The sequence below is a fragment of the Lentisphaerota bacterium genome (assembly GCA_016873675.1).
Lineage (GTDB): Bacteria > Verrucomicrobiota > Kiritimatiellia > RFP12 > JAAYNR01 > VGWG01.
On sequence record VGWG01000042.1, the window covers coordinates 1 to 24,048 of the forward strand.

The 24,048-nt window shown below is 64.0% G+C and carries 17 protein-coding genes; 11 read left to right on the forward strand and 6 right to left on the reverse strand.

Going from position 1 to position 24,048, the window contains the following annotated elements; translation table 11 throughout:
* Window positions 1–364 (forward strand): tRNA pseudouridine(38-40) synthase TruA (locus FJ222_07015; GenBank protein MBM4164174.1); only part of this gene is annotated, 364 nt, incomplete at its 5' end.
* A 47-nt stretch (window positions 365–411) separates the two neighbouring features.
* Window positions 412–1,623: a hypothetical protein gene (locus FJ222_07020; GenBank protein MBM4164175.1), complete on the forward strand. Its 1,212-nt coding sequence runs from the start codon at window positions 412–414 to the stop codon at window positions 1,621–1,623.
* 5 nt (window positions 1,624–1,628) lie between these two features.
* On the opposite strand, the gene FJ222_07025 is transcribed toward FJ222_07020, so the two are convergent.
* Window positions 1,629–2,894: an NADP-dependent isocitrate dehydrogenase gene (locus FJ222_07025; protein MBM4164176.1), complete on the reverse strand. Its 1,266-nt coding sequence runs from the start codon at window positions 2,892–2,894 to the stop codon at window positions 1,629–1,631.
* Between the two features lie 181 nt (window positions 2,895–3,075).
* Between FJ222_07025 and FJ222_07030 the strand changes: the two genes are divergently transcribed.
* Together FJ222_07030 and FJ222_07035 are read left to right on the forward strand one after the other, a co-directional pair.
* Window positions 3,076–3,819: a hypothetical protein gene (locus FJ222_07030; GenBank protein ID MBM4164177.1), complete on the forward strand. Its 744-nt coding sequence runs from the start codon at window positions 3,076–3,078 to the stop codon at window positions 3,817–3,819.
* 3 nt (window positions 3,820–3,822) lie between these two features.
* Window positions 3,823–4,239, forward strand: a complete 417-nt coding sequence (locus FJ222_07035) for a biopolymer transporter ExbD (protein ID MBM4164178.1) — start codon at window positions 3,823–3,825, stop codon at window positions 4,237–4,239.
* A gap of 19 nt (window positions 4,240–4,258) precedes the next feature.
* Here the strand turns inward: FJ222_07035 and FJ222_07040 are convergent, their stop codons facing one another.
* Entirely contained in the window at window positions 4,259–4,609 is a 351-nt protein-coding gene (locus tag FJ222_07040; GenBank protein ID MBM4164179.1) for a hypothetical protein, read from the reverse strand.
* On the opposite strand from FJ222_07040, the gene FJ222_07045 reads away from it, so the two are divergent.
* Both FJ222_07045 and FJ222_07050 read left to right on the forward strand, forming a co-directional pair.
* Window positions 4,593–5,093 (forward strand): TonB C-terminal domain-containing protein, encoded by a 501-nt coding sequence (locus tag FJ222_07045; GenBank protein ID MBM4164180.1) that lies wholly within the window; start codon window positions 4,593–4,595, stop codon window positions 5,091–5,093. The genes FJ222_07040 and FJ222_07045 overlap by 17 nt on opposite strands.
* A gap of 12 nt (window positions 5,094–5,105) precedes the next feature.
* Complete coding sequence (locus tag FJ222_07050) at window positions 5,106–8,714, forward strand: hypothetical protein (GenBank protein ID MBM4164181.1); 3,609 nt, start codon at window positions 5,106–5,108, stop codon at window positions 8,712–8,714.
* Between the two features lies 1 nt (window position 8,715).
* Here FJ222_07050 and FJ222_07055 read toward each other — a convergent pair whose 3' ends face one another.
* Together FJ222_07055 and purD are read right to left on the reverse strand one after the other, a co-directional pair.
* Entirely contained in the window at window positions 8,716–9,939 is a 1,224-nt protein-coding gene (locus FJ222_07055; protein ID MBM4164182.1) for an LL-diaminopimelate aminotransferase, read from the reverse strand.
* 848 nt (window positions 9,940–10,787) lie between these two features.
* Entirely contained in the window at window positions 10,788–12,062 is a 1,275-nt protein-coding gene (gene purD, locus FJ222_07060; protein ID MBM4164183.1) for a phosphoribosylamine--glycine ligase, read from the reverse strand.
* 349 nt (window positions 12,063–12,411) lie between these two features.
* On the opposite strand from purD, the gene rplM reads away from it, so the two are divergent.
* The 4 genes from rplM to FJ222_07080 all read left to right on the forward strand — a co-directional run bounded on the left by rplM (window position 12,412) and on the right by FJ222_07080 (window position 16,289).
* The gene (gene rplM, locus FJ222_07065) at window positions 12,412–12,846 is read left to right on the forward strand and encodes a 50S ribosomal protein L13 (protein MBM4164184.1); all 435 of its coding nucleotides are present in this window, start codon (window positions 12,412–12,414) and stop codon (window positions 12,844–12,846) included.
* A gap of 30 nt (window positions 12,847–12,876) precedes the next feature.
* On the forward strand, window positions 12,877–13,269 hold the full coding sequence (rpsI, locus tag FJ222_07070; GenBank protein ID MBM4164185.1) for a 30S ribosomal protein S9: 393 nt from the start codon (window positions 12,877–12,879) through the stop codon (window positions 13,267–13,269).
* A 119-nt stretch (window positions 13,270–13,388) separates the two neighbouring features.
* Entirely contained in the window at window positions 13,389–15,401 is a 2,013-nt protein-coding gene (locus tag FJ222_07075) for a DEAD/DEAH box helicase (GenBank protein MBM4164186.1), read from the forward strand.
* 63 nt (window positions 15,402–15,464) lie between these two features.
* Window positions 15,465–16,289, forward strand: a complete 825-nt coding sequence (locus tag FJ222_07080) for a TatD family deoxyribonuclease (protein MBM4164187.1) — start codon at window positions 15,465–15,467, stop codon at window positions 16,287–16,289.
* Here the strand turns inward: FJ222_07080 and FJ222_07085 are convergent.
* Both FJ222_07085 and FJ222_07090 read right to left on the reverse strand, forming a co-directional pair.
* On the reverse strand, window positions 16,280–19,633 hold the full coding sequence (locus FJ222_07085) for a hypothetical protein (GenBank protein MBM4164188.1): 3,354 nt from the start codon (window positions 19,631–19,633) through the stop codon (window positions 16,280–16,282). The two genes, FJ222_07080 and FJ222_07085, sit on opposite strands and share 10 nt — an antisense overlap.
* Window positions 19,633–22,593 (reverse strand): hypothetical protein, encoded by a 2,961-nt coding sequence (locus FJ222_07090; protein ID MBM4164189.1) that lies wholly within the window; start codon window positions 22,591–22,593, stop codon window positions 19,633–19,635. Before FJ222_07090 ends, FJ222_07085 begins: the two co-directional genes overlap by 1 nt.
* Before the next feature lie 347 nt (window positions 22,594–22,940).
* On the opposite strand from FJ222_07090, the gene FJ222_07095 reads away from it, so the two are divergent.
* Window positions 22,941–23,810, forward strand: coding sequence for an EamA/RhaT family transporter (locus FJ222_07095; protein MBM4164190.1), 870 nt, complete (start codon window positions 22,941–22,943; stop codon window positions 23,808–23,810).
* Window positions 23,811–24,048: the final 238 nt, after the last annotated feature.

Sequence of the window (24,048 nt, forward strand, 5' to 3'; positions counted from 1 at the left end):
CGCAGCGCATGTCCCCTACCCGCTCGACGTGGCTCGGATGCGTGACGCCGCCCGCGCCTTCATCGGAAAACATGATTTCGCCTCGTTCACGGCCAATCCCAATCGCGAGGTCGAAAGCACGGTCCGCGAAATTTTCGCCTTCACCGTCACCGCGCGCGGCCACGCGATCACCTTCCGCGTCTGCGGTAACGGCTTCCTGTACAAGCAGGTCCGCAGCATGGTCGGGTTCCTCCTCCGCGTCGGCGCGGGGTCCGAAATCCCCGAAGCCGTGAGCGCGCTCCTCGCCACCCGCGCGTCCCGCACCGCCCGCGTCCCATCCGCCGTCCCCCAAGGACTCTTCCTCTGGCGGGTGTGGTACCGGTGAGGAGAAAGCTGAAAGCTGAAAGCTGAAATGAAACAGGCAACACGCACATGACTGTCCCGTTACAGAGGCTTCTGTGCACGGCCGCCGTGGCGGCGGGGCTGGCCGCAGCCGCCGCGCGAGGTGAGCCCACACACGCGCCGGCCCGGCGCCCGAGGCTCCCGGCTGCGCCGATCCACGCCCACGACGGGACGCTGATGGTGGGCGCGGCGGCCGAGACAGCCGATTACCGAATGCCGGTGCTGACGTTTGCAAGCGAGGTTCGTGCCGACTTTATGCGCACGACAGGGATCCGCTTCGGTTCGCAGAACCGGACGATCTTCATCTTCATCGGCAACGCCAGCGGCGAGACCGGGGCGACGCTCGCGCGCGTCCTCGACCCCCTCGGCAAGATCCGAGAACGGATAGACGTGCCCGATCCGGATCGGGTCGATCTTGATGAGTTTCGATATACGCTCACACGGGCGTTTGTGCGTGTCTGGATGGCGGACGCATTAGGCGATCAACGGAAGGCTGCCACGGAGCCGCCCGCATGGCTGTTGCGCGGCTTGGCGCGGCGGCAGGTTCGCGAGACGCGGTTGCGCGATTTCGAGCAGGTTTACCGGATGTGGTCGGGGGGGCGGCTGCCTTGGCTCGTGGACTTGCTTGCAGCCGATTCCATCGCCGGACGCGATCCAGCCCTCGCTGGCGCACTGGCCAGCCACCTCGCCGGTGAGGGCGCGCCGGGTGACCGATTCCGCGCCATGCTCATGCCGCTGGCGACGGGCGGAGTCTGGCAGGCCGAACAGGCGCTGCGGGTGCTCGATCCGTCGGGCGACGCCCGGGCCTGCGAGCGAGGCTGGGACGTTTGGATGCTCGCCGGCGGCCGGGCGGTCCTGATTCCCGGCGTGACCCCCCCTGGAGCGCTGCGCCGATTCGGCAATCAACTCCGCGTGTTTCCGGTCGACGTCGCCGCCCCGGTTGCGCAGAGTTGGCGGGGATTGACGCCCGAAGAGCTGGCTGCGGTGGCCGACGAGCCCTGGGCGCGCCGCGCGGCCGCGCGCAAGCGCCAGCAGATGGATACGGCCGCCATCGGGCGCGATGAGACGTTCCGGCAAATCGCCGAAGCCTACGGCCGTTTCTTCGACTGCATCGCCACGCAGCGCGGCTCCGAGGAGGCATCCGTTCTCCTCCAGGCCGCCCACATCCGCCTCCGCAATGCCCTGCAACAAACGGCCGCCGGCAAGATTCTGAACGAGCCGGTCACACCCGTTGCCGATTGACAGGATCAATCCATCGCCGCCGCGAGCTCGCGGCCGAAGGCGCTGCACGAGACTTCTGTCGCGCCGTCCATGAGGCGGGCGAAATCGTAGGTCACGGTCTTGGCCGCGATCACCCGGTCCATGGCCGTGATCAGCTTGTCGGCCGCCTCGGTCCAGCCCATGTAGCGGAACATCATTTCACCCGACAGGATGAGCGAACCGGGATTGACCTTGTCCAAATTGGCGTATTTCGGCGCCGTGCCGTGGGTAGCCTCGAAGACGGCCACGCCCGTCTGGTAGTTGATGTTACCTCCGGGGGCAATGCCGATGCCGCCGACGCAAGCGGCGAGCGCGTCTGAGATATAGTCGCCGTTGAGGTTAAGCGTGGCGATCACGTCGTACTCCGCCGGCCGTGTGAGGATCTGCTGCAGGAAGGCGTCGGCGATGCAGTCCTTGACCACGATCTCGCGCCCTGTGCGGGGGTTGGTGAAGCGAAGCCACGGGCCGCCGTTAACCGGCGTTGCGCCGAACTCGCGCTGCGCCAGCGCGTAGCCCCAGTCGCGAAATCCACCCTCGGTGAATTTCATGATGTTGCCCTTGTGAACCAGCGTCACCGATGTGCGGTCATTGGCAATGGCATAAGCGATCGCCGCCCGGACGAGCCGTTCCGTCCCCTCGGTCGAAACCGGCTTGATGCCGATCGATGACGTGTCGGGAAAGCGGATCTTCTTCACCCCCATCTCGTCGCACAGGAAGCGAATCACCTTCTGGGCGGACTCCGTGCCGGCCATCCACTCGACGCCGGCGTAGATGTCCTCGGTATTCTCTCGGAAAATCACCATGTCGGTCAGCTCGGGCCGTTTCACCGGCGAGGGGACCCCCTTGAACCAGCGTACGGGCCTCAGGCAGACGTAGAGGTCCAGTTCCTGGCGCAGGGCGACATTGAGCGACCGGATGCCGCCGCCGACGGGGGTGGTCAGCGGCCCCTTGATCGAAACGAGGAACTCGCGGCACGCCTGCAGCGTCTCGGGGGGGAGCCAGGTGTTCGGCCCGTACACGTCGTTGGCCTTCTCACCCGCGTAAATCTCCATCCAAGCGACGGCACGCGCGCCGCGGTAAGCCGCCGCAACAGCGGCGTTCCACGCAATCATCGCGGCGCGAGTGATGTCGGCGCCCGTGCCGTCCCCCTCAATGAACGGGATGATCGGGCGGTCGGGCACCCGCAGTGATCCGCCCTCGCCCATGGTAATCGCCTCGCCCCCGTCCGGAATTCGAATCTTAGTGTAAGCCACAATCCTGCTCCTTTCACAAAAGCCACCGATCCATTTCGAGCAGTGTAGCACGCCGCCCCGTCGGCCTCAAGATCGGAGGTTGCAATCGATTACTTTTGGAATTACGATTTGCTTGGATATTTTCCCCGTCCTGGCGTACAATCCAATCGCTTAACGAATCGTGTTCTGGGGAGGTTTGGATATGATGGACGGTATTGCGCCGACGTTGCCGCTGGCGAGTTTGTGGGGCGCGTTCTGGATGTCGAGCCTGATGGGACAGGTGATCGTGATCATCCAATTGATCGGGTCGATCTTCGTCTGGGCGATCATGGTTGGGAAAGGGCGCGAACTGCGCATGATGGAGGCTGGCGGTCGGCGCTTCCTGCAGGCGTTCGTGCGCGGGCGCGACGTGATCGACCTGTATCTGGAGCAGGCCCGGCGCCAGGATCAGACGCCGCTCGACGTGATCTACCAGCGGACCTGCGAGCGGCTGATCAAGCTGTTTGATCGCGAAACACGGTCTGCGCTGATCGGCCGGGTGGCGGCCAAAGAGAATGCGGCGCTGACGGGCAAGGAGATCGAGCTGCTGTGTGGCACGGCCGAGCACACGCTGGCGGAACAGGTCGTGCGGGCCGAGCGGGGCATGAGCGCGCTGGCGACCGCCACGACGGCCGCACCGTTGGTCGGCCTGCTGGGGACGGTCTGGGGCGTTCTCGACGCCTTTCAGGTGATGGGCCTCAAGGGAGCGGTGCAGCTCTCGGAAATGGCGCCCGCGCTCTCCTCTGCGATGCTCACCACGGTGGTTGGCCTGCTGGTGGCCATCCCCTCGGGCGTGGGGTACAACATGCTGCAGGGCACGGTGCGGCGCTCGGTCATCGAGATGGAGGGTTTTGTGGACGAACTGACCGGGCGAATCGCGTGCGAATTTCAAGGCAAGGGGGATTGACCCATGCCGCTGCGGTGGAAGAAAAGGCGCCAGCGGGAAATCCCGCAACGCATCAGCGATGTCAATATGACGCCGCTGATTGATCTGACGTTTCTGCTGCTGATCACGTTTCTCATCACGCTGCCCCTCATGGAAAACAGCATCCAAGTGAAGCTCCCGATGGGCAAAGCAGACAAGCTGTCGGATAAAAAATCGCAGAACGTGACCCTGAACGCCACCGGCGCAATCCACCTGAATAATCGGCCGGTTTCCATCGAACAGCTCGAAGACGGGTTGCGCGAAGCCGCGCTGAAAGATCCCGCTGTCGCCGTCCTAATCCGTGGGGACGAGAAACTGGACTATGGCAAGGTTGTCGGGGTGATGAAGGTGTTGTATAAACTCAAGATTACGCGAATGGCTCTGGTCACACAGGCCGACTGAAGGTCATCATGAGTGGTATTTACAATCGGGCGATTAGAACCTCGTTGACCGGACACGGGGTTGTGCTGATCTTGGCCGTTGTGCTCTCGCTCTGCGCGGGCTGGATCAAACGCAAGCCGGTGGAGATTCCGATCGAGTTTACCGTCGTGATCGAGCAGTCGCAGGAGGCAGCGACCCAGAAGCCGGATAAAACCCCGCCCAAGCCGCAGCCGGATCCGCCCAAGCCGCAACCAGACCCGCCCAAGCCGCAGCCGGAACCACCCAAGCCGCAGCCGGATCCGCCCAAGCCGCAGCCGGACCCGCCGCCCGTAGATGCGGTCGTTCCCGTTGTCAAGCCGGACGTCAAACCGGTCGTGAAGCCGGACGTCAAACCGGTCGTGAAGCCCGAGCCCGATCAAACGCCGGCCAAATCGCCGAGCAGCCCGTTTATCAAGGGCGAGCGGGTGGTGCGTCCGACACCGGGGCCGAGGCTTCAGCCTGTGAAACTGACGCGCCAGCCGACGTTGAGTGCGGAGGAGATCGCGCGGATGCTGGTCCTCGGCGCGCGGCCTGGCGAGGAGAATGTGATCCCTCAAGACGAGGTGCAGCGGTGTTTCCTGCTGGTCAAGCGCGCGCTCTACGAAGCGTGGGTGCGTCCATCACGCGGCGACGCTGGCCCCCGGCCCGCCCAAATCGAGTTGACGTTCGGCGCTGGCGGGGTGATTGCCCGTGTCCGGCTGGTGAGATCATCGGGCAGTGCGATCCTCGACCGGTCGGCCGAAGCCGCCGGGCGCGCGGTCGGCCAGATCAACGGCCTGACCGCCCGCTTCTTGCGAGATTATCCGCGCGTGACCGTTGACTTCGAGATCGAATAACAGGTTGTCGTGATGAGCGTAAAGGCTTTAGCGGGGATTGCGGGTTTCGTGTGCGCGGCGGTTGTGCGAGCGGATAATCCAACGCCTCAGATTCACGTGGACCCCGTCGCGATCTGGGTCAATAATGGGTTGGGGCAGATGACGGAGCGTGTGTTGCGGATCGCCCCTGCGCCCGGAGCGACGACCCCTCTCGATGTGACGCTCAGTGTTTCGGAAACGACGCGGTCTGTCGCAACGGTCCGCGCGCAATCGGCAATCAAACCTGATTTTACGATCCTGCCCAAGGACGCCGAGTATAGCAGCGGGGAGGTGCTGGTTCGCTTCGATTCAGCAGTCAAGACCGGAACGCAGCGGGTACAGGCGTTGGCGGCGGTTGGCGGCGGCACGGTTGCGAGGGAATTCAAGCTTGTACCCGGTCTGACGCTCGTGAAGCTCCCCAAAAATCTGGACATGCAGACGGCGCTGATCCGTCTGAATCAGACGCCGGGAATTCGCTATGCCCAGCCCAACTATGTCAAAAGAACACTCCGCACGCCGAATGATCCCTCTTTCTCCAGTTTGTGGGGCCTGCACAACACGGGGCAGACCACGGGCGGCTCGCCGAATGTCGACATCGATGCGCCTGAGGCGTGGGAGAAATCCGTTGGCGGTGATGCCGTGATTGTCGCGGTCATCGACACCGGCATCGACTACACCCATGAGGATCTGGCGGCCAACATGTGGCGCAACCCCGGTGAAATACCCGGCAATGGCGTCGATGACGACGACAACGGCTATGTGGACGATGTCCACGGCATCAACGCCATCACGGGCAGCGGCGATCCGCTGGATGACCATAAACATGGCACGCATGTCGCCGGCACGATCGGCGCGGTGGGCAACAACGGCGTCGGCGTGGCGGGTGTCTGCTGGAACGTGAAGCTCATGGCGCTGAAATTCTTGTCGGCTTCCGGTTCCGGTAATACGGAAGACGTCATCCAGTGCATCGAATATGCGGTGGCGCATGGCGCGCGGGTGCTGAACAATTCATGGGGCGGCGGTCCCTACGAACAGCCGCTCAAGGATGCGATTGATGCGGCAGGCGCGGCCGGGGTGCTTTTCATTGCGGCGGCCGGAAATAACTACTCGAACAACAACGACGCCTTCCCGATGTATCCAGCCAGTTATACATCGGACAATATCATCTCCGTCCTCTCCGTGACGGCCCGCGGCGAGATGTCGGTGTTCTCAAACTTCGGGGAGACCTCCGTTGATCTGGCCGCGCCCGGGTCCGGCATCCTGAGCTGCCAACGCGGAGGGGGCTATGTCATGATGAACGGCACCTCGATGGCGGCGCCCCATGTCTCCGGAGCCTGTGCCCTGCTGTGGTCGATCAACAGCGGGTACACCGGTCGGCAGATCCAGGATGTCTTGATCGCGACGTCGGACAAGACGCTGCCAGGCCTTTGCGTCGCGGGTGGCGTGATGCGGCTCGGCTCGGCGGTCGCGGCGACGCCCGGCTGGCTGCGTGTGGCCCCGGTCTCCATCCCGCCCATCGCGCCCGGCGCGTTTGCCGACATCGCCGTGTCCGTTGACGCGGGCAGCCTGCCGATCGGCACGTACGAGGGTGTGGTCCGCATCGCCAGCAGCGATCCGCATGCGCCGGTAACGACTGTTCCGGTCACGCAGGTCATTCTCCCGGATAATCTGAGGATCCAACCGTCGGGGGCCTTCGTCTCCAGCGGCTATGCGGGCGGGCCGTTCAGTTCGTCCAACAGCGTCTTCGCCCTGACCAATGCGGGATCGATGAGCCTGTCATGGACAGCGGCCCACGGCCAGCCCTGGATCACGATTTCGCCCGCCAGCGGCGTGCTCGCCGCAGGCCAGGGGATGTCGGTAACCGTGGCGGCGAATGCGCAGGCTGGACAGCTCGATCCCGGGGTCTTCACCGATCGCGTGACCTTCAGCAATCTCACCTCGATGACCGTACAGCGGCGGGAGACGCGGCTGACGGTTCAGGACCGGGTGCTGGATCATCTGGAGTGGGACGCGATCGCGCCCACGCAATACGTCGGGACAGCCTTTGGGGTCTGCGTCACGGCCCGGGACGCAACCGGCGGCACACTGACCGATTATGGCGGACCGGCACCCCTGTATGTTTTCTCCCCGGTCGCTTCGTCACGCGCGGTGGTGCCCAACACCACTGACTGGAACTATCCCTGTTCGACGTACTTTCAGGACGCCCGCACGCAGGTGATCTATTTACGGAGCGAGGTGGGCGGAGCCGCGTTGATGACCGGGCTGTCCCTGCGCGTGACCCAGATTCCGGCTCAGGCGTTGAACGGCTGGACCATCCGGTTGAAGCACACGGCGCTGAGCGCCTACGGTGAAAACGAGTGGGAGTCCGCCGACTGGGTCGTTGCCCTCCAGACGAACATCACGATCTCGGCCACTGGATGGGTTGAGTTTGTTTTCACAACGCCCTTCCTTTACAACGGCACCGACAACCTCCTGGTCGACTTCTCCTTCAACAACACCTCCTGGACGGCCGACGGATTCTGCTGGGCTGCAACCGTGACCTCAAACCGGAGTCTTTTTTATCGCACCGATAGTCAATATGCAGACCCGCTCGACTGGTCTGGAGCCTGGCCCGCCGGCTCCGTCACGAACCGTGTGCCCACGATCCGGCTGACCTGTCGTTCTCCCGTAGCCATCACGCCGGCTAACACGGGCATTTTTGTCAACGGCGTGTGGCGCGGGGATCTGACGGTGCTTCAATCCACCGCAGGCGCTTTCCTGCGCGCTGACGTCGATCTTGGCCGTTCGGGGGACAGCGGGGTGTTCGACGTCGTCCAGGCGATCCCCTTGCGGGAGGCGCTGGACCATGCGGCGCTGGCGTGGACGTCCGGTGGCGCGGCCGACTGGCTGGGCCAGACGGCTGTGACGCACGACGGCGAGGACGCCGCGCAAAGCGGCCGCCTCGGCCATCGCGAGACCACGTGGATGCAGACGCGGGTTGAGGGACCGGGCGAGATCGCCTTCGCGTGGCGGGTCTCTTCGGAATCCAACTGGGATTGGCTCGAGTTTTATCTGGACGACATCCTGACCGACCGGATATCGGGTGAGACAGGCTGGCTGCCCAAAAGCGTGTATCTGACCGGCGGGTCACACACGCTCAAATGGCGTTATGTCAAGGATGGCTCGGATGTCGATCCCGTGGGTCAAGATTGCGGATGGGTGGATCAGGTGTCCGGGCCCCGGGTCAGCGTGATTCCTCTTGCGTGGCTTGACACGTTCGGCCTGGCGCGGAACGGCTCGGTTGACTTTGCCGACAGCGACGGCGACGGCTTCACGAATTGGCAGGAGTGGTTCGCCGACACCGTGCCAACCAACGCCCGCTCGCTCCTGCAACTGGAGGGCATAACGCCTGAACCTGAGCCGGGGGGATTCCGCGTCCGCTGGCAGAGCGTCACCGGAAAACGGTATTGGGTCGAAAGCTGCACGAATCTGGCCGGATCGCCTCGGTTCACCCCGTTCGTGTCGAACATCTGGGGCGAGGTGGGCGGAATCACCGAAATTCACGACACCCGCCCGCTCGAAGGCCCGGCCCGTTTCTACCGCGTCGGCGTGCAACAGGAGTGAGTCACAGGATGTTCCGGATGCGCCGCATCGCCTCCTCGACATGCGCGCGACTGTTAAAGGCGCTGATGCGGATGTAACCTTCGCCGCAGCGGCCGAAACCCGATCCGGGCGTGGTGACGACTTGCGCGCGGTTGAGCAGGCGGTCGAAGAATTTCCAGGAGTCTTTCTGCCCCGTCGGAATCCAGACGTAGGGGGCGTTGACGCCGCCGGTCACGGAGTAGCCCAGGCCGGCGAGGTTCTCTCGGATGATGGCGGCATTACCCAGATAGAAGTCGGTCAGCGCCCGCGTTTGCTTCCGTCCATCCTCGGAGTAGACGGCCTCGGCCGCACGCTGGATCGGGTAGGCCACGCCATTGAACTTGGTGGTGTGGCGACGGTTCCACAGCGGATGGAGGGGCGTGGCCTCGCCGGCCTTGGTGTAGCCCATAACCGTCTTGGGTACGACGGTAAACGCGCAGCGGGTGCCGGTGAAGCCCGCCGTCTTGGAAAAGCTGCGAAACTCAATGGCGCAGTCACGCGCCCCGGGAATCTCATAAATGCTGTGAGGGATGGCGGGATCACGGATGAACGCCTCGTAGGCGGCGTCAAAGAGGATCAGCGCCCGGTTCTCGCGGGCATACTCCACCCAGCGGATGAGCTGTTCGCGGGTCGCCGTTGCGCCCGTCGGGTTGTTTGGAAAACAAAGATAGATCAGATCGACGGATTCGGCGGGAAGGTCTGGCACGAACCCGTTCGCCTCGGTGCAGGGAAGGTAGATTAAACTCTTGTAACGCCCCTTGACGCTTCTTCCGGTACGCCCGGCCATCACGTTGGTGTCAACATAAACGGGATAGACCGGATCGGGAATAGCGATGCGGAGTTTCGTCCCGAACAGCTCCTGAATGTTGGCTGTGTCGCATTTGGCGCCGTCGCTCACAAACACTTCGTCGGCCGCGATGTCGGCCCCGCGCGACTGGAAGTCATTTCGGGCGATCACTTCGCGCAAAAAGTCGTAGCCCTGTTCGGGGCCGTACCCCCGGAAGGTCGTCGCCGACGCCATCTCGTCAACCGCCTGATGCAGGGCGGCGACACAGGCCGGAGGCAGCGGCTCGGTGACGTCGCCGATTCCCAGACGGATCACCGGCTTGTCCGGATGCTCGGCCTGATAGGCCTTGACGCGCCGGGCGATGTCGGAAAAAAGGTAAGATGCCTGTAATTTGCCGTAATGCTCGTTGATGAGAATCATGCGCACTCCTCCTAGGTATAAAAAGAGTCGTCATTATCACGGGTCGGCCGGGGCTGGTCAATACCAATCGAAAGCACCGCAGCCATTCTCTTGTTGATCGTATCCGAAGTTGGCGCGCCCTCTTTGGAACGTGCATTTTCTGGTTCGACAGTCTCATTTCACAAGTATCACTGTCACGGTGGTGAGGACACCACAGAGCGGGATTCCAAATGCCGATAGTTTCCACAATTTCTCTTTCCGTCGAGTTGCGACGAGTGTGCAAATCAGATTGGGTATGCAGGAGAGGGCAAATAGTGCCATGACCATGATCATTCCGCCAAAAATGAGCCCTGCCGCGACCTCTCCCGATGTTGTCTCATTCAACTGATGCTTCAAGCTGAGCACGAGCGACACGCACAGTGCGCTTGGCAGGAGGAAACCCAAAATGGATGCTCTATTCTTCATTTTATCTTCATGTCGAACAACTGCTGATTTCAAGAGTCAACGGAAATCCAGCTCGCTGTGCTTGACGTGTTAGTGCCGTCGCACGAGACGATCAAGTTCGCCCAGAATGTCCTGATCAAGTGTGATTGCTATCTTTGCTACTGCCATAAACACCTCCTTTGAATGACGGTATGACTATACATCATACCGCTTTGTGGACGCACTCCTATTTTCTTTCTTTCTATTCGAGATTCTGCATCGCGTCCAGACGATCTTCTTCAATCTCGATATCCCTCAAACCGGCCCACCCGCTTAGGCGGTCAGGATGCGTAATGCACCGCGCCATGTGGGAAGGGTATCGGAAGGGGTCGGGAGTGTCAAAATGGGATACCGCGCGGATCGCGCGGCATGAGATAGACATGGGGTTAGCCGCGCTCGAGCGCCCGGTGTGCGATGTCGGCGCGGTAATGAGCGCCCTCAAATCGAATGGCGCGCACGCCAGCATAGGCGTTGGCAACGGCGGCGCGGAGGTCCGGGCCGGTCGCCGTCACGGCCAGCACGCGCCCCCCTGCGGTGACGGCCTGGCCCGACTGGACGGCGGTGCCCGCGTGGAACACCACGACCCGGTCGCACGCCGCAGCGGCGTCCAGACCCTGGATGGGGATGCCCTTCGCATAAGGACCCGGGTAGCCGCCCGCAGCCAGGATCACCGTGACGGCGGGATCGGCGATGACCCGCACCATCGATGCGTCGAGCGTGCCGTCAATGCAGGCTTCGAAAAGAGGGAGAATGTCGTCGGCCAGCCGCGGCAGAATGACCTCGGTCTCGGGATCGCCAAAGCGAACGTTGAATTCGAGCACCCGGATGCCGTAGGCCCCCACCATCAGCCCGGCGTAGAGAATGCCTTTGTACACAATGCCCCGTTTGCGGAGCTCGGCGATGATCGGTTCGATGACGGTGGAGCGGATCAACGGCAGAAGATCGTCGGTCACAACCGGGGCCGGGGAGTAGGCGCCCATGCCACCGGTGTTGGGCCCCTGGTCGGCGTCAAACACCCGCTTGTGATCCTGGGAAGACGGAAGAAGCGCGATGTGCTCGCCATCGACACAGGCCAGAATCGACGCCTCCTCGCCTTCCAGATATTCCTCAATCAGCACCTCGGTGCCAGCGATGCCGAACGCATTATCAACCAGCATCGAACGGATGGCCACGACCGCCTCGTCACGGGTCTGGGCGATGACCACACCTTTGCCCGCCGCCAGCCCATCGGCCTTGATCACCACGGGAAGGCCAAAGGCGCCGAGCGCGTCACAGGCGGCATCGGCCGAGGTGAAGCATCGGGCCCGGGCGGTCGGCACACCCGCCGCGATCATCACCTCCTTGGAAAAACGTTTGCTGCCCTCCATGCGGGCTGCAGCCCGGCTGGGACCGAACGCGCGCAGCCCGATCGCTTCGAGCTCGTCGACCAGGCCGGCGCAAAGCGGGACTTCCGGGCCGACAACGGTCAGGTCCGGCCGATGCTCGCGCGCCCAGGCGACCAGCCCCGGCACGTCCTCCGCCGCGATCGGCAGGTTGGTCGCCAAGGAGGCGGTTCCGGCATTGCCAGGCGCGCAATACATAACCGGTTTTCTTGAATCCTGCGCAATCTTCCAAACCAAGGCGTGTTCACGGCCGCCCCCCCCGACAACAAGGACTTTCATGGCCGTACAATAGCGAAAAAGGGCCCCTCTGCGCAAGGCCGCAATTCTCACCGCTGGGGCGTGTTGTGAATGGCCGTTCTGATGAGGGTTACTCCATAATCGAAATAGCCCCGATCCTGTGAATGGCTGCGCGGCCAGTTTTTACGCTTGCTGACCGCTCCGTTTTCCGCTAAAGTACACATCCACTTTTCACGGCTTGCGGCTGCGGAAGGTGAACTGAATGACAGGCGGACAAAAAAACGGCGCGGGTGCGCCGCTTACAAACTGCCTATTTTCCGTACAACAATGCTGGCGGAAGGCTGGATCGCACATCACTGCGTGATGCGCTTTTCGCCGCAAAGGGTTACGAATGAGCACCAAGACAACCAAACCTCAAGACGCGGGCACCAACCGTCGTTGGCTCCTGGTCGACGCGGCAGACAAGCCGCTTGGCCGTCTGGCCGTGGCGATTGCCAACACGTTGCGTGGCAAGAACCGGCCGGACTTCGACCCCAGCGTGGATATCGGCGATTTTGTGATCGTCATCAACGCCGAAAAGGTCGTATTGACCGGCAAGAAGGACGACACCAAGATCTATCAGCGTTACAGCGGCTGGCGCGATGGGTTGAAGGAAATCCCCGCAGCGACGATGCGCGAGCGCCACCCCGACCGGATGATCACCGAGGCGGTCTGGGGCATGATGCCCAAGAACCACCTGTGCCGGGGCGTCCTGACCCGTCTGAAGGTCTATCGCGGCGAAGAGCACCCCCATGCGGCTCAAAAGCCCGAAGCTTTCAAATTCTAAAACGGTCTGAATTAAGAGGGAGGTTTTGTCATGGTCAAGGAAATTGCTGCCGCCACGGGACGCCGGAAGACCGCCGTCGCGCGCGTCCGACTGACATCCGGTGACGGAAAATGTGTCATCAATGATGTTGATTCCGTTAAATACATCCCCAGCGAGGCATTGCGTAATTACATGCTGCAGCCGTTGGTGATCACCAATATGAAGGGTAAGTTAGATCTCGGCGTCAGCGTCAAGGGCGGCGGGGTTAGCGGTCAGGCGGGTGCGGTGCGCCATGCGTTATCGCGCGCGCTGATCCTGTCCGACGTCTCGCTGCGTGACGCGCTGAAAAAAGCGGGATGCCTGACTCGCGACGCGCGCATGAAGGAACGCAAAAAGCCCGGTCAGCCCGGCGCCCGCAAGCGCTTCCAGTTCTCGAAGCGTTAAAACGCGTTCCGTTTCGGCGTTTACAAGATCTGCGGGCATCGTCTTGCCGACGTTGCCCGCATTTTTTTTAACGGTCTCCGGACTCACTTGGGAGCGTCCGGACGAGAGGTTGTCACATTATGCCTTTACAACTCATTAAGAAGATTGCGGCCAAACTATTGGGCCGCTCGACCACGGTTCAAACACCCGAGAGGCCGGTCAAGCCTGTCCGACCCGCCCATCCCGGTGGACGTGGCGTACCTGCTGGTCCGCGCAGGCCGGCAGCCGCTCCGCGCGACCGGCCAATCCCGCCGCCAACCGGCCGCCCCGGCGCGCGGACGTCCCGCCCGGAACGTCCGCCGCCGCCCGAGCGCGCGGTTGCGCCGGGATCCGCAGGCCACGCGCCGCACCGTGACGCCGCCAGGCCGCAACGGCCGGCGCGCTCAGAGAGGTCGGCTCATTCCGAACGCGGCTCGCGCACCGATCGGCACTCGCCGGGCGGGCGTCCGCCCCCCCCTCGCAGCGGCCGATCCGATCCCTCGTCGGTCCGTCCGGGCGGCGCGGTGAACGAGGCCGAAACGACCCGCCGCCGTGAGACGCACGCCGTCTGGTCGCTGGATCAATACGTCGTTCCGGTCGTCGAAGGAAAGAAGCGGTTTCAGGATTTCGACCTGCCGGCCGAGATCCTGCATGCCGTTGCTGATTTGAAGTTTCAGTACTGCACGCCGATCCAGTCGATGAGCCTCGAATACGCCCTCGCGGGCAAGAACGTGGCGGGCAAGGCCCAGACGGGAACGGGCAAGACCGCCGCGTTTCTGGTGGCGCTGCTGACCCGCTACATGCGCACCCCCGATGCCCGCAATGCCGACCCCGGGCGGCCGCGGGCGCTGGTGATCGCGCCGACGCGCGAGCTGGTGATCCAGATCTGCCAGGACGCCGACGCGCTGGGCAAGTACTGCGGCCTTCGCTACCTCGCGATCTACGGTGGCATGGACTATGACCGCCAGCGCACCGAGCTTCAGGCCGGTCCGGTTGATCTGTTGGTCGCCACACCGGGGCGACTGCTCGATTTCGTCAGCGGCAAGGTGGTTGACCTGTCGGGTGTCGATACGCTGGTGATCGACGAGGCCGATCGCATGCTCGACATGGGCTTCATCCCCGATGTCAAGCGGATCATCTTCCGTCTACCCCCGAAGGAACGCCGCTGCACGATGTTGTACAGCGCCACCCTCAACGACGACGTGATGCGGCTGGCTGCTCAGTGGATGACCGAACCGGTGCGCGTGGAGATCGAGTCCGAGTCCATGACGATTGACACGATTAACCAGGTCGTTTACATCGTCCGGGCGAGCGAGAAGTTCACGGTGCTGTATAACGTGCTCAAGACCCATGCGGATCAGCGGGTGCTGGTGTTTTGCAATCGGCGCAGCAGCACCGAGCGCGTGGCCGAGTCGTTGAACCGCCTGGGCATCCCGTGCGAAATGCTGAGCGGCGATGTGCAGCAGAACCGCCGATTGCGCGTGCTTGAAGACTTCAAGGCCGGAAAAATCCGAGTCGTGGTGGCCACCGATGTCGCCGGGCGCGGGTTGCATGTCGACGACATCCGGTTTGTGGTCAACTTCGACTTCCCGTATGAGGCCGACGACTATGTCCACCGCATCGGCCGCACCGGACGGGCCGGTCATACAGGCACGGCGATCTCGTTTGCGGATGAGGATGAATCGTTTATCATCCCCGAAATCGAGAAATTCATTGGCGAACCGCTGAAGTGCACCATGCCGGAGGAGACGCTGCTCCAACCGATTCCCGAGATCCGAAGCCAGCACCGGCCGCCGCGTCAGGAGCCGCATCACCGCGAAGAACAGATTTCGCATCCGACACCAGCCCATCCGGTGGTGACGCATCGGGCATCGGACCATTCGGCGCCCGCCCATCCGGAACACCCGCATCCTGTCAAAAAGCCGGTTGCTTCCGTGACCCCGTCTCCCGACGTTGCCGTTGAGCCTGCGCGGCATGCTGTTGCGCCGGTTCACACGCCCCCGCCCGTGAAACGGCCGCATCCGACACCGCCCAAGCACGAGGCGGTCCGGACGCCCGTGGCGGTCGTTGCGCCCAAACGCCCGGTGACCGAAGAGTGGTCGCCCGGTCAGTAGGACTTCATTGCCGGCAGTCGGGCTGTGCCCGCTGCCGGCCGCTGCGAGAGGTCCCTGCTAAACATGATATCCTCTCTGTCTCGGGTACTCCCCTCTTATACCGACACGCACGCGCACTGGGGCGGCGAAGATGCCGCGAAGATCGTGGCGCGCGCCGTTGCGGCGGGCGTGACGCGTATCCTGGCGGTCGGCGGAAACCCGGACCTGAACGCGGGCGCGGAGGCCGCAGTTCAGGCCGCACCGAACCATGTCCGGCTGGCGCTCGGACTGGATCGCAGCCAGACCGAGGTGTCGGCGGATGGCGTAAACGCCTTTGAATCCAGCCTGGCTGCGGTGACGCTTTGCGCCATCGGAGAGGCGGGACTCGACTATCACCACGATGCCGCCACCCGTTTAGCCCAGCTTGCGCTGTTCGCTCGGATGCTTGACCTCGCCGCGCGTCGCACGCTGCCGATTATCATTCACACCCGCGAGGCCGACGAAGACACGCTGGCCGTGCTTGATGAGGCCGGATCGGCTGCGCTCGCGGCTCAGGGCCGACTCGGCGTGGTGCATTGTTTTACCGGCGGAAAGGCGTTTGCGAGACAATTGCTCGACCGAGGCCTTTACATCAGCTTCAGCGGCATCGTGACGTTTCGCAACGCCGAGGATCTGCGCGAGTTGTCTGCCTACGTTCCCGCCGACCGGATGCTCATCGAGACCGACAGCCCCTACCTCACACCCGTGCCGTTGCGCGGCCAGCCCAACGAACCGGCGTTTGTTCCGCATGTCGCCGCCTGCGTGGCGCGTCAGCGGACGATTGAACCCGCCGTCCTGGCCAATCTCACCACCCGCAACGCTGAGACGCTGTTCGGCGCGTGGCTCGACTATTCGGCCACTCAGCCGTAAACCTTCCCGAGGCGGGTGAAGAGCAGCCGCGCGCGCACCGCCCCTGCAGGCAGCCCGAGCAGTCGCGCCGCCGCTGCGGCATAGTCCTGCATCTGCGTCTTGTACCCTGCGGCGGCGGCGGCCATCTCCCTCACATCGGCCACGCGGTTGCTCTTGAAGTCCACGACCCAGGCGGACACAGGCTGGTTGAAAGGATCGCGCGCGATGACCAGCCGATCAAAGCGGCCGGTGACGATTTCGCGTCCGTTCGAGCCCTCGCACACGGTGTCGAAGGGGGTCTCACGCCAGACATCGGCCTGCGCGACGCCCGCCGGACGCGCGAGCAGGGCGCGCACCTCGGGGGATGCGAGGCAGTTGCGGAATTGCGTCTCAACATCCCGGAGCAAAAACTCCGATTCCGGAGACTCCGCTCGCCAATCAGCAATGACGGCATTGAGGTCGACATCCTCGATCCACGCAATCCGCTCGAAGATGCGGTGAATGGCCGAGCCGAAGGCGCGCACGTCGGAGGCCTCGCGATCAAACACGTGGCGGGCCGGGAAGGACCGCCCCTCGTCCCGCTCCTTGGACGGCTCGCGGCGTGCGGCCTCCTTGACGAACGTCACGGCGAGCGGCCGCGGCGCACGCGCGCCCGTGGGTCCGGCGGCGTCGCCTGGCGTGACGGATGGAATCTCCGCAACCCATGCCCGGTTGCCCGTCGTGTGGAGCACGGCCAGGCCGTGCAGCGGAGCCTCGCCCGCCGTGCCATCGCATAGGCGCTCGCGCAGAATGTCGGCCTCGCGCGGGGTCGAGGCTTTTTCAGCGACCGGGGGAACGAACAAATACATCGCCCGCTTGGCGCGGGTGAGCGCGACGTAAAGCACGCACAGTTGCGCGAAGTTCTCTTCGGCTCGCGCCGCATCGAGCGCGGCAACCGCCGCGCCACCCGCCGCCTCCAGCGCCAGCCGTTTCGGCGGCTGCAGCACCCAGCCGTCCGCATCGGACGTGTCCCTCCCGCAATCACTGCGAAGCAGGCCGATGCCGGCTGTGTCGCAAAAACCCCTGGCGCGCGGGTCGAACGGCACGAGCACGACGTCAAAGCCGAGCCCCTTGGATTGGTGGATGGTCATCACGCGGATCGCCCCTGCGGCGGATTCGGATTTGACCTGGTGGGCGCGGATGTGGTCGCAGAAGGCGTCCGGATCGCGTGAACCGGTGGCATCGAAAGCCTCCGCTGCGGCCAGCAGCTCGCTGAGCCGTTGCCGTCCGAAGGCATCATCGGGGCGCAGCGCCTGGACATCCGTGAGCCGCTCGCCCCAGAGGCGGATCGCGCCGGAAAATCCGATCTCCTGCACCTGCGCGAAAAATCGGCCGGACAGTCCGGTCAGCCAGTCGGCGTCACCGGCGGCCTCAGCCAGGGGACTCATCTGCAGGTGCCGCATCGCGAGGGTGTCCGCCGGGTGGGCGGCGTAGCGGACGAGCGCGAGCAGCAGTGTCACCACCGGATTGTCCAGTATCCCGCCCGTTCCCTCATGGACCACGGGCACGCCTGCCAGCTTGCGTCGCAACACATCTGCGCAGGCACGGCCCTGCGAGTTGCCGCGCACCAGCACCGCCGCAGAAAGCCCCCGCCGAACCGGCTGCACCTCCGCCAAAACCGCAGCGATCGCCTCATACTGCGCCGGATCGCCGTCGTCATCGTCTGTCGCGCCGTCCCCGCCGGTGTCGGACGCCGCGCGCGCGTCCGGGACCTTCGGCGCGTATTCCAGCAGCGCGACAAAACCCTCGCCCTCGCCGCGTCTCGCGCTCACATGCCGCTGCCATTCTTTCAGAAAAGCGCTCACGGCTGAGGGATGCGGACCCCGGTCGCGGCCCGCGCGCGGGATCCACTCGCCAAGCCCATCAAACACCGCATTGAGCGTGGCGATAATCGCCGGCAGCGACCGGTGGCATTCCACGAGCGGTGCGCCACGCGGGATATTGCAGTCCGCGCTGACCTGACCAAACAGCCGGTAGTTGCCACCGCGCCAGCCGTAGATGGACTGCTTGATGTCGCCGACATAAAAGAATGAGCGCCGCTGTTCCGAATCTTGGACCACCTCGTCGGCGAGATTCGCGATTGCGCGCCATTGGATGTCGCTGGTGTCCTGAAACTCGTCCAGCAGCCAGTGGTCGAGCTGGCCGTCGAGCCGGTAATCAATGTAGAGTCTGTCGGCGTCTGGATACAGGCTTGGCTGGTGAGCCGGCTCGCCGAGCCGGAGCGCGAAATCGGTGAACGAGAGGCGTCCATCGTGGCGCTGGGCCTCGCGGTAGAGCGCGTCGTAGCGTTCGAGCAGCGCACGCAGTCCCGCCGTCTTGTGCAGACTGCGCCGCATCTCCACGCCCACCAGATGGGCCAGTGCGGCACGCAGCGGCGGCCAGAGGTTGGGCGGTAGCGCATGGGCCTTCTTGTAATAGAGGATCGTCGGGATGACCGCAACGTTGCCGATGTCGGCGAGAAGCGAACGCAGCACTGTGTCGCTGATCGTCTCCGGCCACGGCCGGTCGGGTGCGTGAGCGGCCGCCGCAGCCGCGATCTTGGCGCAGGCCTCCCCCAACTGGCGGGCGCGCGCCTCGCCGCCGAACGCCTGTCGCAGCCGCTCCAGATACGCGGGGTCGGCGGCCTCGGCACGCGCATCCTCTGCGTCCGCCTCCCACCAGCGAGCCGTCGGCCAGATGCGATCAGCGTCCCCCCACGTCTTGGTGCCGTGCTGGCGATAGAAATCGTGGCCATTCCCGATCGCACCTTCCAAGAGCCGCGACAGCCCTTTGCCCTCCCTCCCGAAGGCAGCCTGGCGGCAGGCATCCAAAAGCGCTTCGCTTGATCGGTCGCCCGCGCCGTCGCGCTCGCGTTGCCGGGGATCGTAAAGCCGCGTCAAAATCGCCTGCTGAAGGGCCTTGGCCTCGCCGCCGTTGTTGTCCATGGGGCGGAGATCGGGGGGCAGCCCCAACTCGAGGGGAAAAGACCGCGCCACGCCGAGGATGAAGCTGTCCAGCGTGCCGATGCGGAGGCGGTGCGATTGGTTCAGCAACGTGCGCAGCAGGGCGACGTAGTCCTGGGCCTGAGCAGAAGCGGAGGTTCCCGGCATCTGCCGGACGATGCCCTCGGCCGTCCTGTCGCGCTCGCGACTGTCGACAGCCGAAAGACAGAGGCGTGCGACGATGGTATCAAAGATTTCGCCGGCGGCCTTGCGCGAGAACGTGAGCGCGCAGATGCGGTCGGGTGGCACGCCGGCGGCCAGGAGCGCGAGGTAACGATGGGCGAGCGCCCAGGTTTTTCCGGTGCCCGCCGAAGCGGAAATGGCGCAATTGCTGAACACGTTCATCAGACGGCCCTCCCCGTGAGGTCGGCAGGCGCAACCGGCGGCTTGGCCGCATCGCGCAGCGTCCACGGGTTGGGTGGCGGCAGGATCGTCCTTTCGGCATCGCCCAGCAGGAGGGTGCTGAAGTCGTCGTAGCGCGGCGTCCGGGCGGCGGGAGGCCAGAAGACGCCATCGCGGATGCGGCGGATCACGGCGGCGGCACAGGCAAGCGCATGGCCGTGCAGCGCGTCGCTGTAATCGTCCCAGACGGCGAAAGCTGTTTCGCCCCGCGCGGCGGGCAGGATGATGTAGCCGACGCGCACATCGGCTCTCTGCGTGGCGCGCAGCATTTCACGGTACATCGGCAACTGCAAATCGGTCCAGCGTTTGGCCTTGGCCGGGGTGCTGCCCCCGGGTCCGCCGCTGCGCCCCAGGCTCCCGACAAACTCCCGCGATAGCAGCGCCTCCGGGACCGTCACGTCGTCGCCAGCGGACCCCAGATGGCTGTTAGCCGGCGACTCCGCCTGATCCGCCGTCTTGTAGTCCAGCACGCAGATCGCGCCGTCGCGATGACGGTCGATGCGATCCATACGGCCGCCGATCACGACACCATCCAGCGTCGTGTGATAACGGTCAGTCTCGCATTCAATAATCTCCCAGCCAGCCGCATGCCACGCGACCTGTTGCTCGGCGAAGGCGCGCAAGCGGCGTGTGGCGGTCTCCGTGGCCAGTCTCACACCCAGCCATGGCCGATCGCCGTATTGAGCAGCCGCTGCGGTAGCGAGCTGGCGCGCGAGCCACTCGGACAACCGGGACGCGTCGCCGCAGGCCCAAATGCGGCCCGGATCGCGGGCCATGGCCTCGACAACCGCATGGCAGAGGTTGCCGAATCCGCGGGCGTCGGGTTCGCGGGCGCGATCATCCTGCGATTCCATTCGGAGGACGCGCTTCAAGTAAAACCGCAACGGACACTGCAGATAATCGCGGAACGCCGTGGGGCTGATGCGGCCAGGCAGCCGCTGGGTCAGGCAGGCCGGGGAGACGCGCGCCGGGTTCAGCATGAAGCTTACCGCGTGGGCTGCGGCGGTGCGGACAGGCGGCGGGTCACGGAATAGATTGCGCGCGCGCCGCACCAGCACGTCATCCGGGCAGCGGAACAGGAGGCGCGACGGCCGCAACGGATCGCCTGCCATCGCCCGCTTGCCGACCAGCAGCACGACCCGCGGAAGCGGCGTGGCGGAGGGGTCAGATCGCTGGGCGCACAGCGCGGCCAGCACATAGGCGTCTCGCGCGACGCGCAGCCGGTCATCACGCAGTCCCAGTTGCCGCCGCAGCGCATCGGGAAGAAACAGGTCGCCGACATGGCCATCGGGAACGAAGCCTTCGTTCATGCCCGCCACACAGAGCACCGGCGCCGGGTTCCAAGCCAGCTCCAGCCAGCCCTCGAGATCCAGCGGCTCGCCAGCGCGTTCCGACTTAATCGTCGCATCCTGCAATCGCGCCAGCAGAACTGTGGCGGCGTCCGCGCCAGCCTGTCCCGCAGTCTCGGCATCGGCCAGCTCGCGCAGCGCCTGATCGAGCGCCTCCCCGGACTGCTGGAAGGCGGTGTCTGCCGCCTGTTCGGGGTGGAGCATGCGCTTCGCATAGATCCCTTGCATCGCGTTGCGCAGGCTTTCGGAGAGGGGGGATTCGTCGTGCAGCCCCGACCAGGCCTCAATGCGGTCCAGCGCGGCGGCGAGATGTTCAGGCTGGCGCGCGTGCGGATGACCGGCAGCATCGCCCGCCGGGTGCCGCACGGCGCGACGCAGGTCGGCGAAGGTGACGGGCAGGCGTTCCGCCTGGAGGCCATCCAGCTCGCGCAAGACATCGTCGGGATCGGGGAGGGCGGCCAACACGTCGGGATGACGCAAAAGAGCGGCAGTCTCGGCGTAATCGGGACGCTCGCGCCAGGCCAGCAGCGCCTGCACGAGACGAAAGAGGGGCGTGTCGGCAAGCGGATGATTCTGCGGATCAAATGCCGGCAAGCCGAGCGCCGCGAGTTCGCGCTGAACCGGAGCAACGGTCTCACGGTCGGGGACACCGATGGCCAGAGCCGGGCGTGTGCCCGTGTGATCAGAAAAACAGCCAACCAGGCTTTCCTTCAGCAGTCCCGCGATGCAGGCCGCCTGATCTTCGGGATTGGCCGCCAAGATGATGTCCCGGTCGTCGAGGGCGATGTCCCGATGGTCCCAGGCGTCCGGGAGGGGACGGCCCCACTGATCGAATGCGTCGGCTTCTTTCGGCGGCGCCGCCACCAGCACCACGACTGTGCCGCCGTTGTCGGCCCATGCTTGCAGCAGCGTGAGCAGTAGACGCGGCGGATCAGGCACGGCGGCGAGGACGACCCGCTGCACGTCGGGCGCGAGCCTTCCGGCGCGGGCGTGGGCGATCTGTTCGGCCAGGGAATCACGCAGGTTCCACGACGCGAGACCGTCGAGGTAGCGCCGTTCCAGTTCCGCCAGGGCCTGCCAGCGCTCCGGCTCCATCAGCGCCTCGCCGCGAGCGGCGACCTCACCGATTGTAAGCGCGCCATCGGCCAGCTCGCGGCGAAGGACGGTCAGACGCCGCGCGATTTGAAGCGCCCAGGAACCCGAGGCCGGACGCTGCCCGCCCAGGAAGGCATCGAGATCGCCGGCCGGCGCGGCCAGCAAGACGCGGCGCCACGCCAGCAAAGACTGGAGATCGGAGGCACGTCCTGGACGCGGGGGCGGGGCGATCAGAACAGATGCGGTTACGATCTCCGGCGCCAGCAGCGAAGCGCCATACCGGTCATGGGCGGCCAGCGGCAGCGCCGCGCGCAGACGCCAGCTCGACTGGCGCGTCGGCATTCCGACAACCGTCCCACGCAGGTCAATCAGGCCCGGCGCCCCAGGGGCCAGCAGCCACTCCGGAACCGTCTCGCACAGCGGCCGGTCCCATCCCAGAAAAACCCGTGTGACACCCATGGCAACGCACTCCTAACCTCATGTGTTCACAGCATACCGGAACGCGAATCCAACGGTCAATGAAATGTGATTGACGTTTCCGAACACAAACCGCGCCGCATCCCGTCCAAGAAATGGCGCGAACTCATCAAGAAGGTCTGGGAATCCGATTCGCTCCTCTGTCCGAAATGCCACAAAGACGCTGTTTGGCGGTGGAATTGACGTTTCCACCGGTTTCTGCGATTCTTCCCCCATGACATCGCTGATCCAGACCGGTTTCGGCATGTTTTTGGCCCGTGTGGGTCGAGGCCAACCGGGGGTTGACGAAAAGCGATTTCTTAAAGGAATGATAGTGAATGTGAGGTCAAATGGATTCGATTTCGGAACGCCGCAAGGCGGTTCTTTTTCTGGCGCTTGCCGCCATCTTGTGGAGCACCAGCGGAGTATTGGTCAAGTCCCTAAACTGGGGAGCGATGGCAATTTTGGGCGGACGCAGTATTTTTGCGAGCGTAGTCTTTCTCGTTTACCTGCGACGTCTTCCCAAGAAATGGACGCGTTGGATGGTGCTGGCTGCGGTTGGCTCCATATTGACCCAGTTCCTGTTCGTCACGTCCACCAAGCTGACCACCGCCGCCAACGCGATCTTCCTACAATACACCGCACCGATTTATGTCGTCCTGCTGGGATACTGGTGCCTGCGCGAAAAGCCCAGCCGCACAGACTGGGTTTCGATGGGTGTCATCTTCCTTGGGATGTTTCTGTTCTTTGGCGACAAACTCAACACAGACGGTCTCTTCGGAAACATCCTGGCCGTCTTGAGCGGACTGACCTCCGCCATCATGATCGTTTCCTTTCGCGCACAAAAAGATGACTCACCCGCCGATAGCGCTCTCATCGCCAGCCTTGCGACAGCCGTCGTCGGGATTCCATTCATCTTCCAGGAAACCGGGACAGTGACCAGTTGGTCGATCATCGCCTATCTAGGCTTGTTTCAAATTGGGCTAGCATTCGTATTTTTTACCATCGGAATCAAACATATCCCCGCTTTGGAAGCAAACCTGATCGGCACGCTGGAGCCTGTTCTGAATCCACTCTGGGTGTTTCTGTTCCTTGGTGAAAAGACGGGAACCTACGCCCTGTTCGGCGGACTGGTCGTGCTCGGTGGTGTGATCCTCAGTTGTTACTGGCCACACTGGCAGCGTATAAAGTGCCGTTTTGTGGCCGGAGTGCGCTCGTAGGGGCAATGAGGGGCAATGGGGACAAAGAAACATCGCACCAAGATCGGCGAATCGGCTGCTGGCCGTCGGCTGGCGAATACCGGGCGTATAGGGGTCGAATACCGGGCGTATAGGGGTCGTAATTAGACTTTAGGTTGCGCTGAAAAAGGCGGTTGCCGATAGGTGCCTATAGCCGCCACATTCCTTTTTCTGTTGGCAGTCATTTGTTCGGTTCTCAACGCCCGGATCAAGCCTATGG

Coding starts and splice junctions, on each gene's coding strand:
- FJ222_07055 (MBM4164182.1), bottom strand. CDS start 9,939: ATGATTCTCATCAACGAGCATTACGGCAAATTACAGGCATCTTACCTT.
- FJ222_07035 (MBM4164178.1), top strand. CDS start 3,823: ATGCCGCTGCGGTGGAAGAAAAGGCGCCAGCGGGAAATCCCGCAACGC.
- purD (MBM4164183.1), bottom strand. CDS start 12,062: ATGAAAGTCCTTGTTGTCGGGGGGGGCGGCCGTGAACACGCCTTGGTT.
- rplM (MBM4164184.1), top strand. CDS start 12,412: ATGAGCACCAAGACAACCAAACCTCAAGACGCGGGCACCAACCGTCGT.
- FJ222_07020 (MBM4164175.1), top strand. CDS start 412: ATGACTGTCCCGTTACAGAGGCTTCTGTGCACGGCCGCCGTGGCGGCG.
- FJ222_07090 (MBM4164189.1), bottom strand. CDS start 22,593: ATGGGTGTCACACGGGTTTTTCTGGGATGGGACCGGCCGCTGTGCGAG.
- FJ222_07095 (MBM4164190.1), top strand. CDS start 22,941: ATGGATTCGATTTCGGAACGCCGCAAGGCGGTTCTTTTTCTGGCGCTT.
- FJ222_07075 (MBM4164186.1), top strand. CDS start 13,389: ATGCCTTTACAACTCATTAAGAAGATTGCGGCCAAACTATTGGGCCGC.
- FJ222_07080 (MBM4164187.1), top strand. CDS start 15,465: ATGATATCCTCTCTGTCTCGGGTACTCCCCTCTTATACCGACACGCAC.
- FJ222_07030 (MBM4164177.1), top strand. CDS start 3,076: ATGATGGACGGTATTGCGCCGACGTTGCCGCTGGCGAGTTTGTGGGGC.
- FJ222_07050 (MBM4164181.1), top strand. CDS start 5,106: ATGAGCGTAAAGGCTTTAGCGGGGATTGCGGGTTTCGTGTGCGCGGCG.
- FJ222_07085 (MBM4164188.1), bottom strand. CDS start 19,633: ATGAACGTGTTCAGCAATTGCGCCATTTCCGCTTCGGCGGGCACCGGA.
- rpsI (MBM4164185.1), top strand. CDS start 12,877: ATGGTCAAGGAAATTGCTGCCGCCACGGGACGCCGGAAGACCGCCGTC.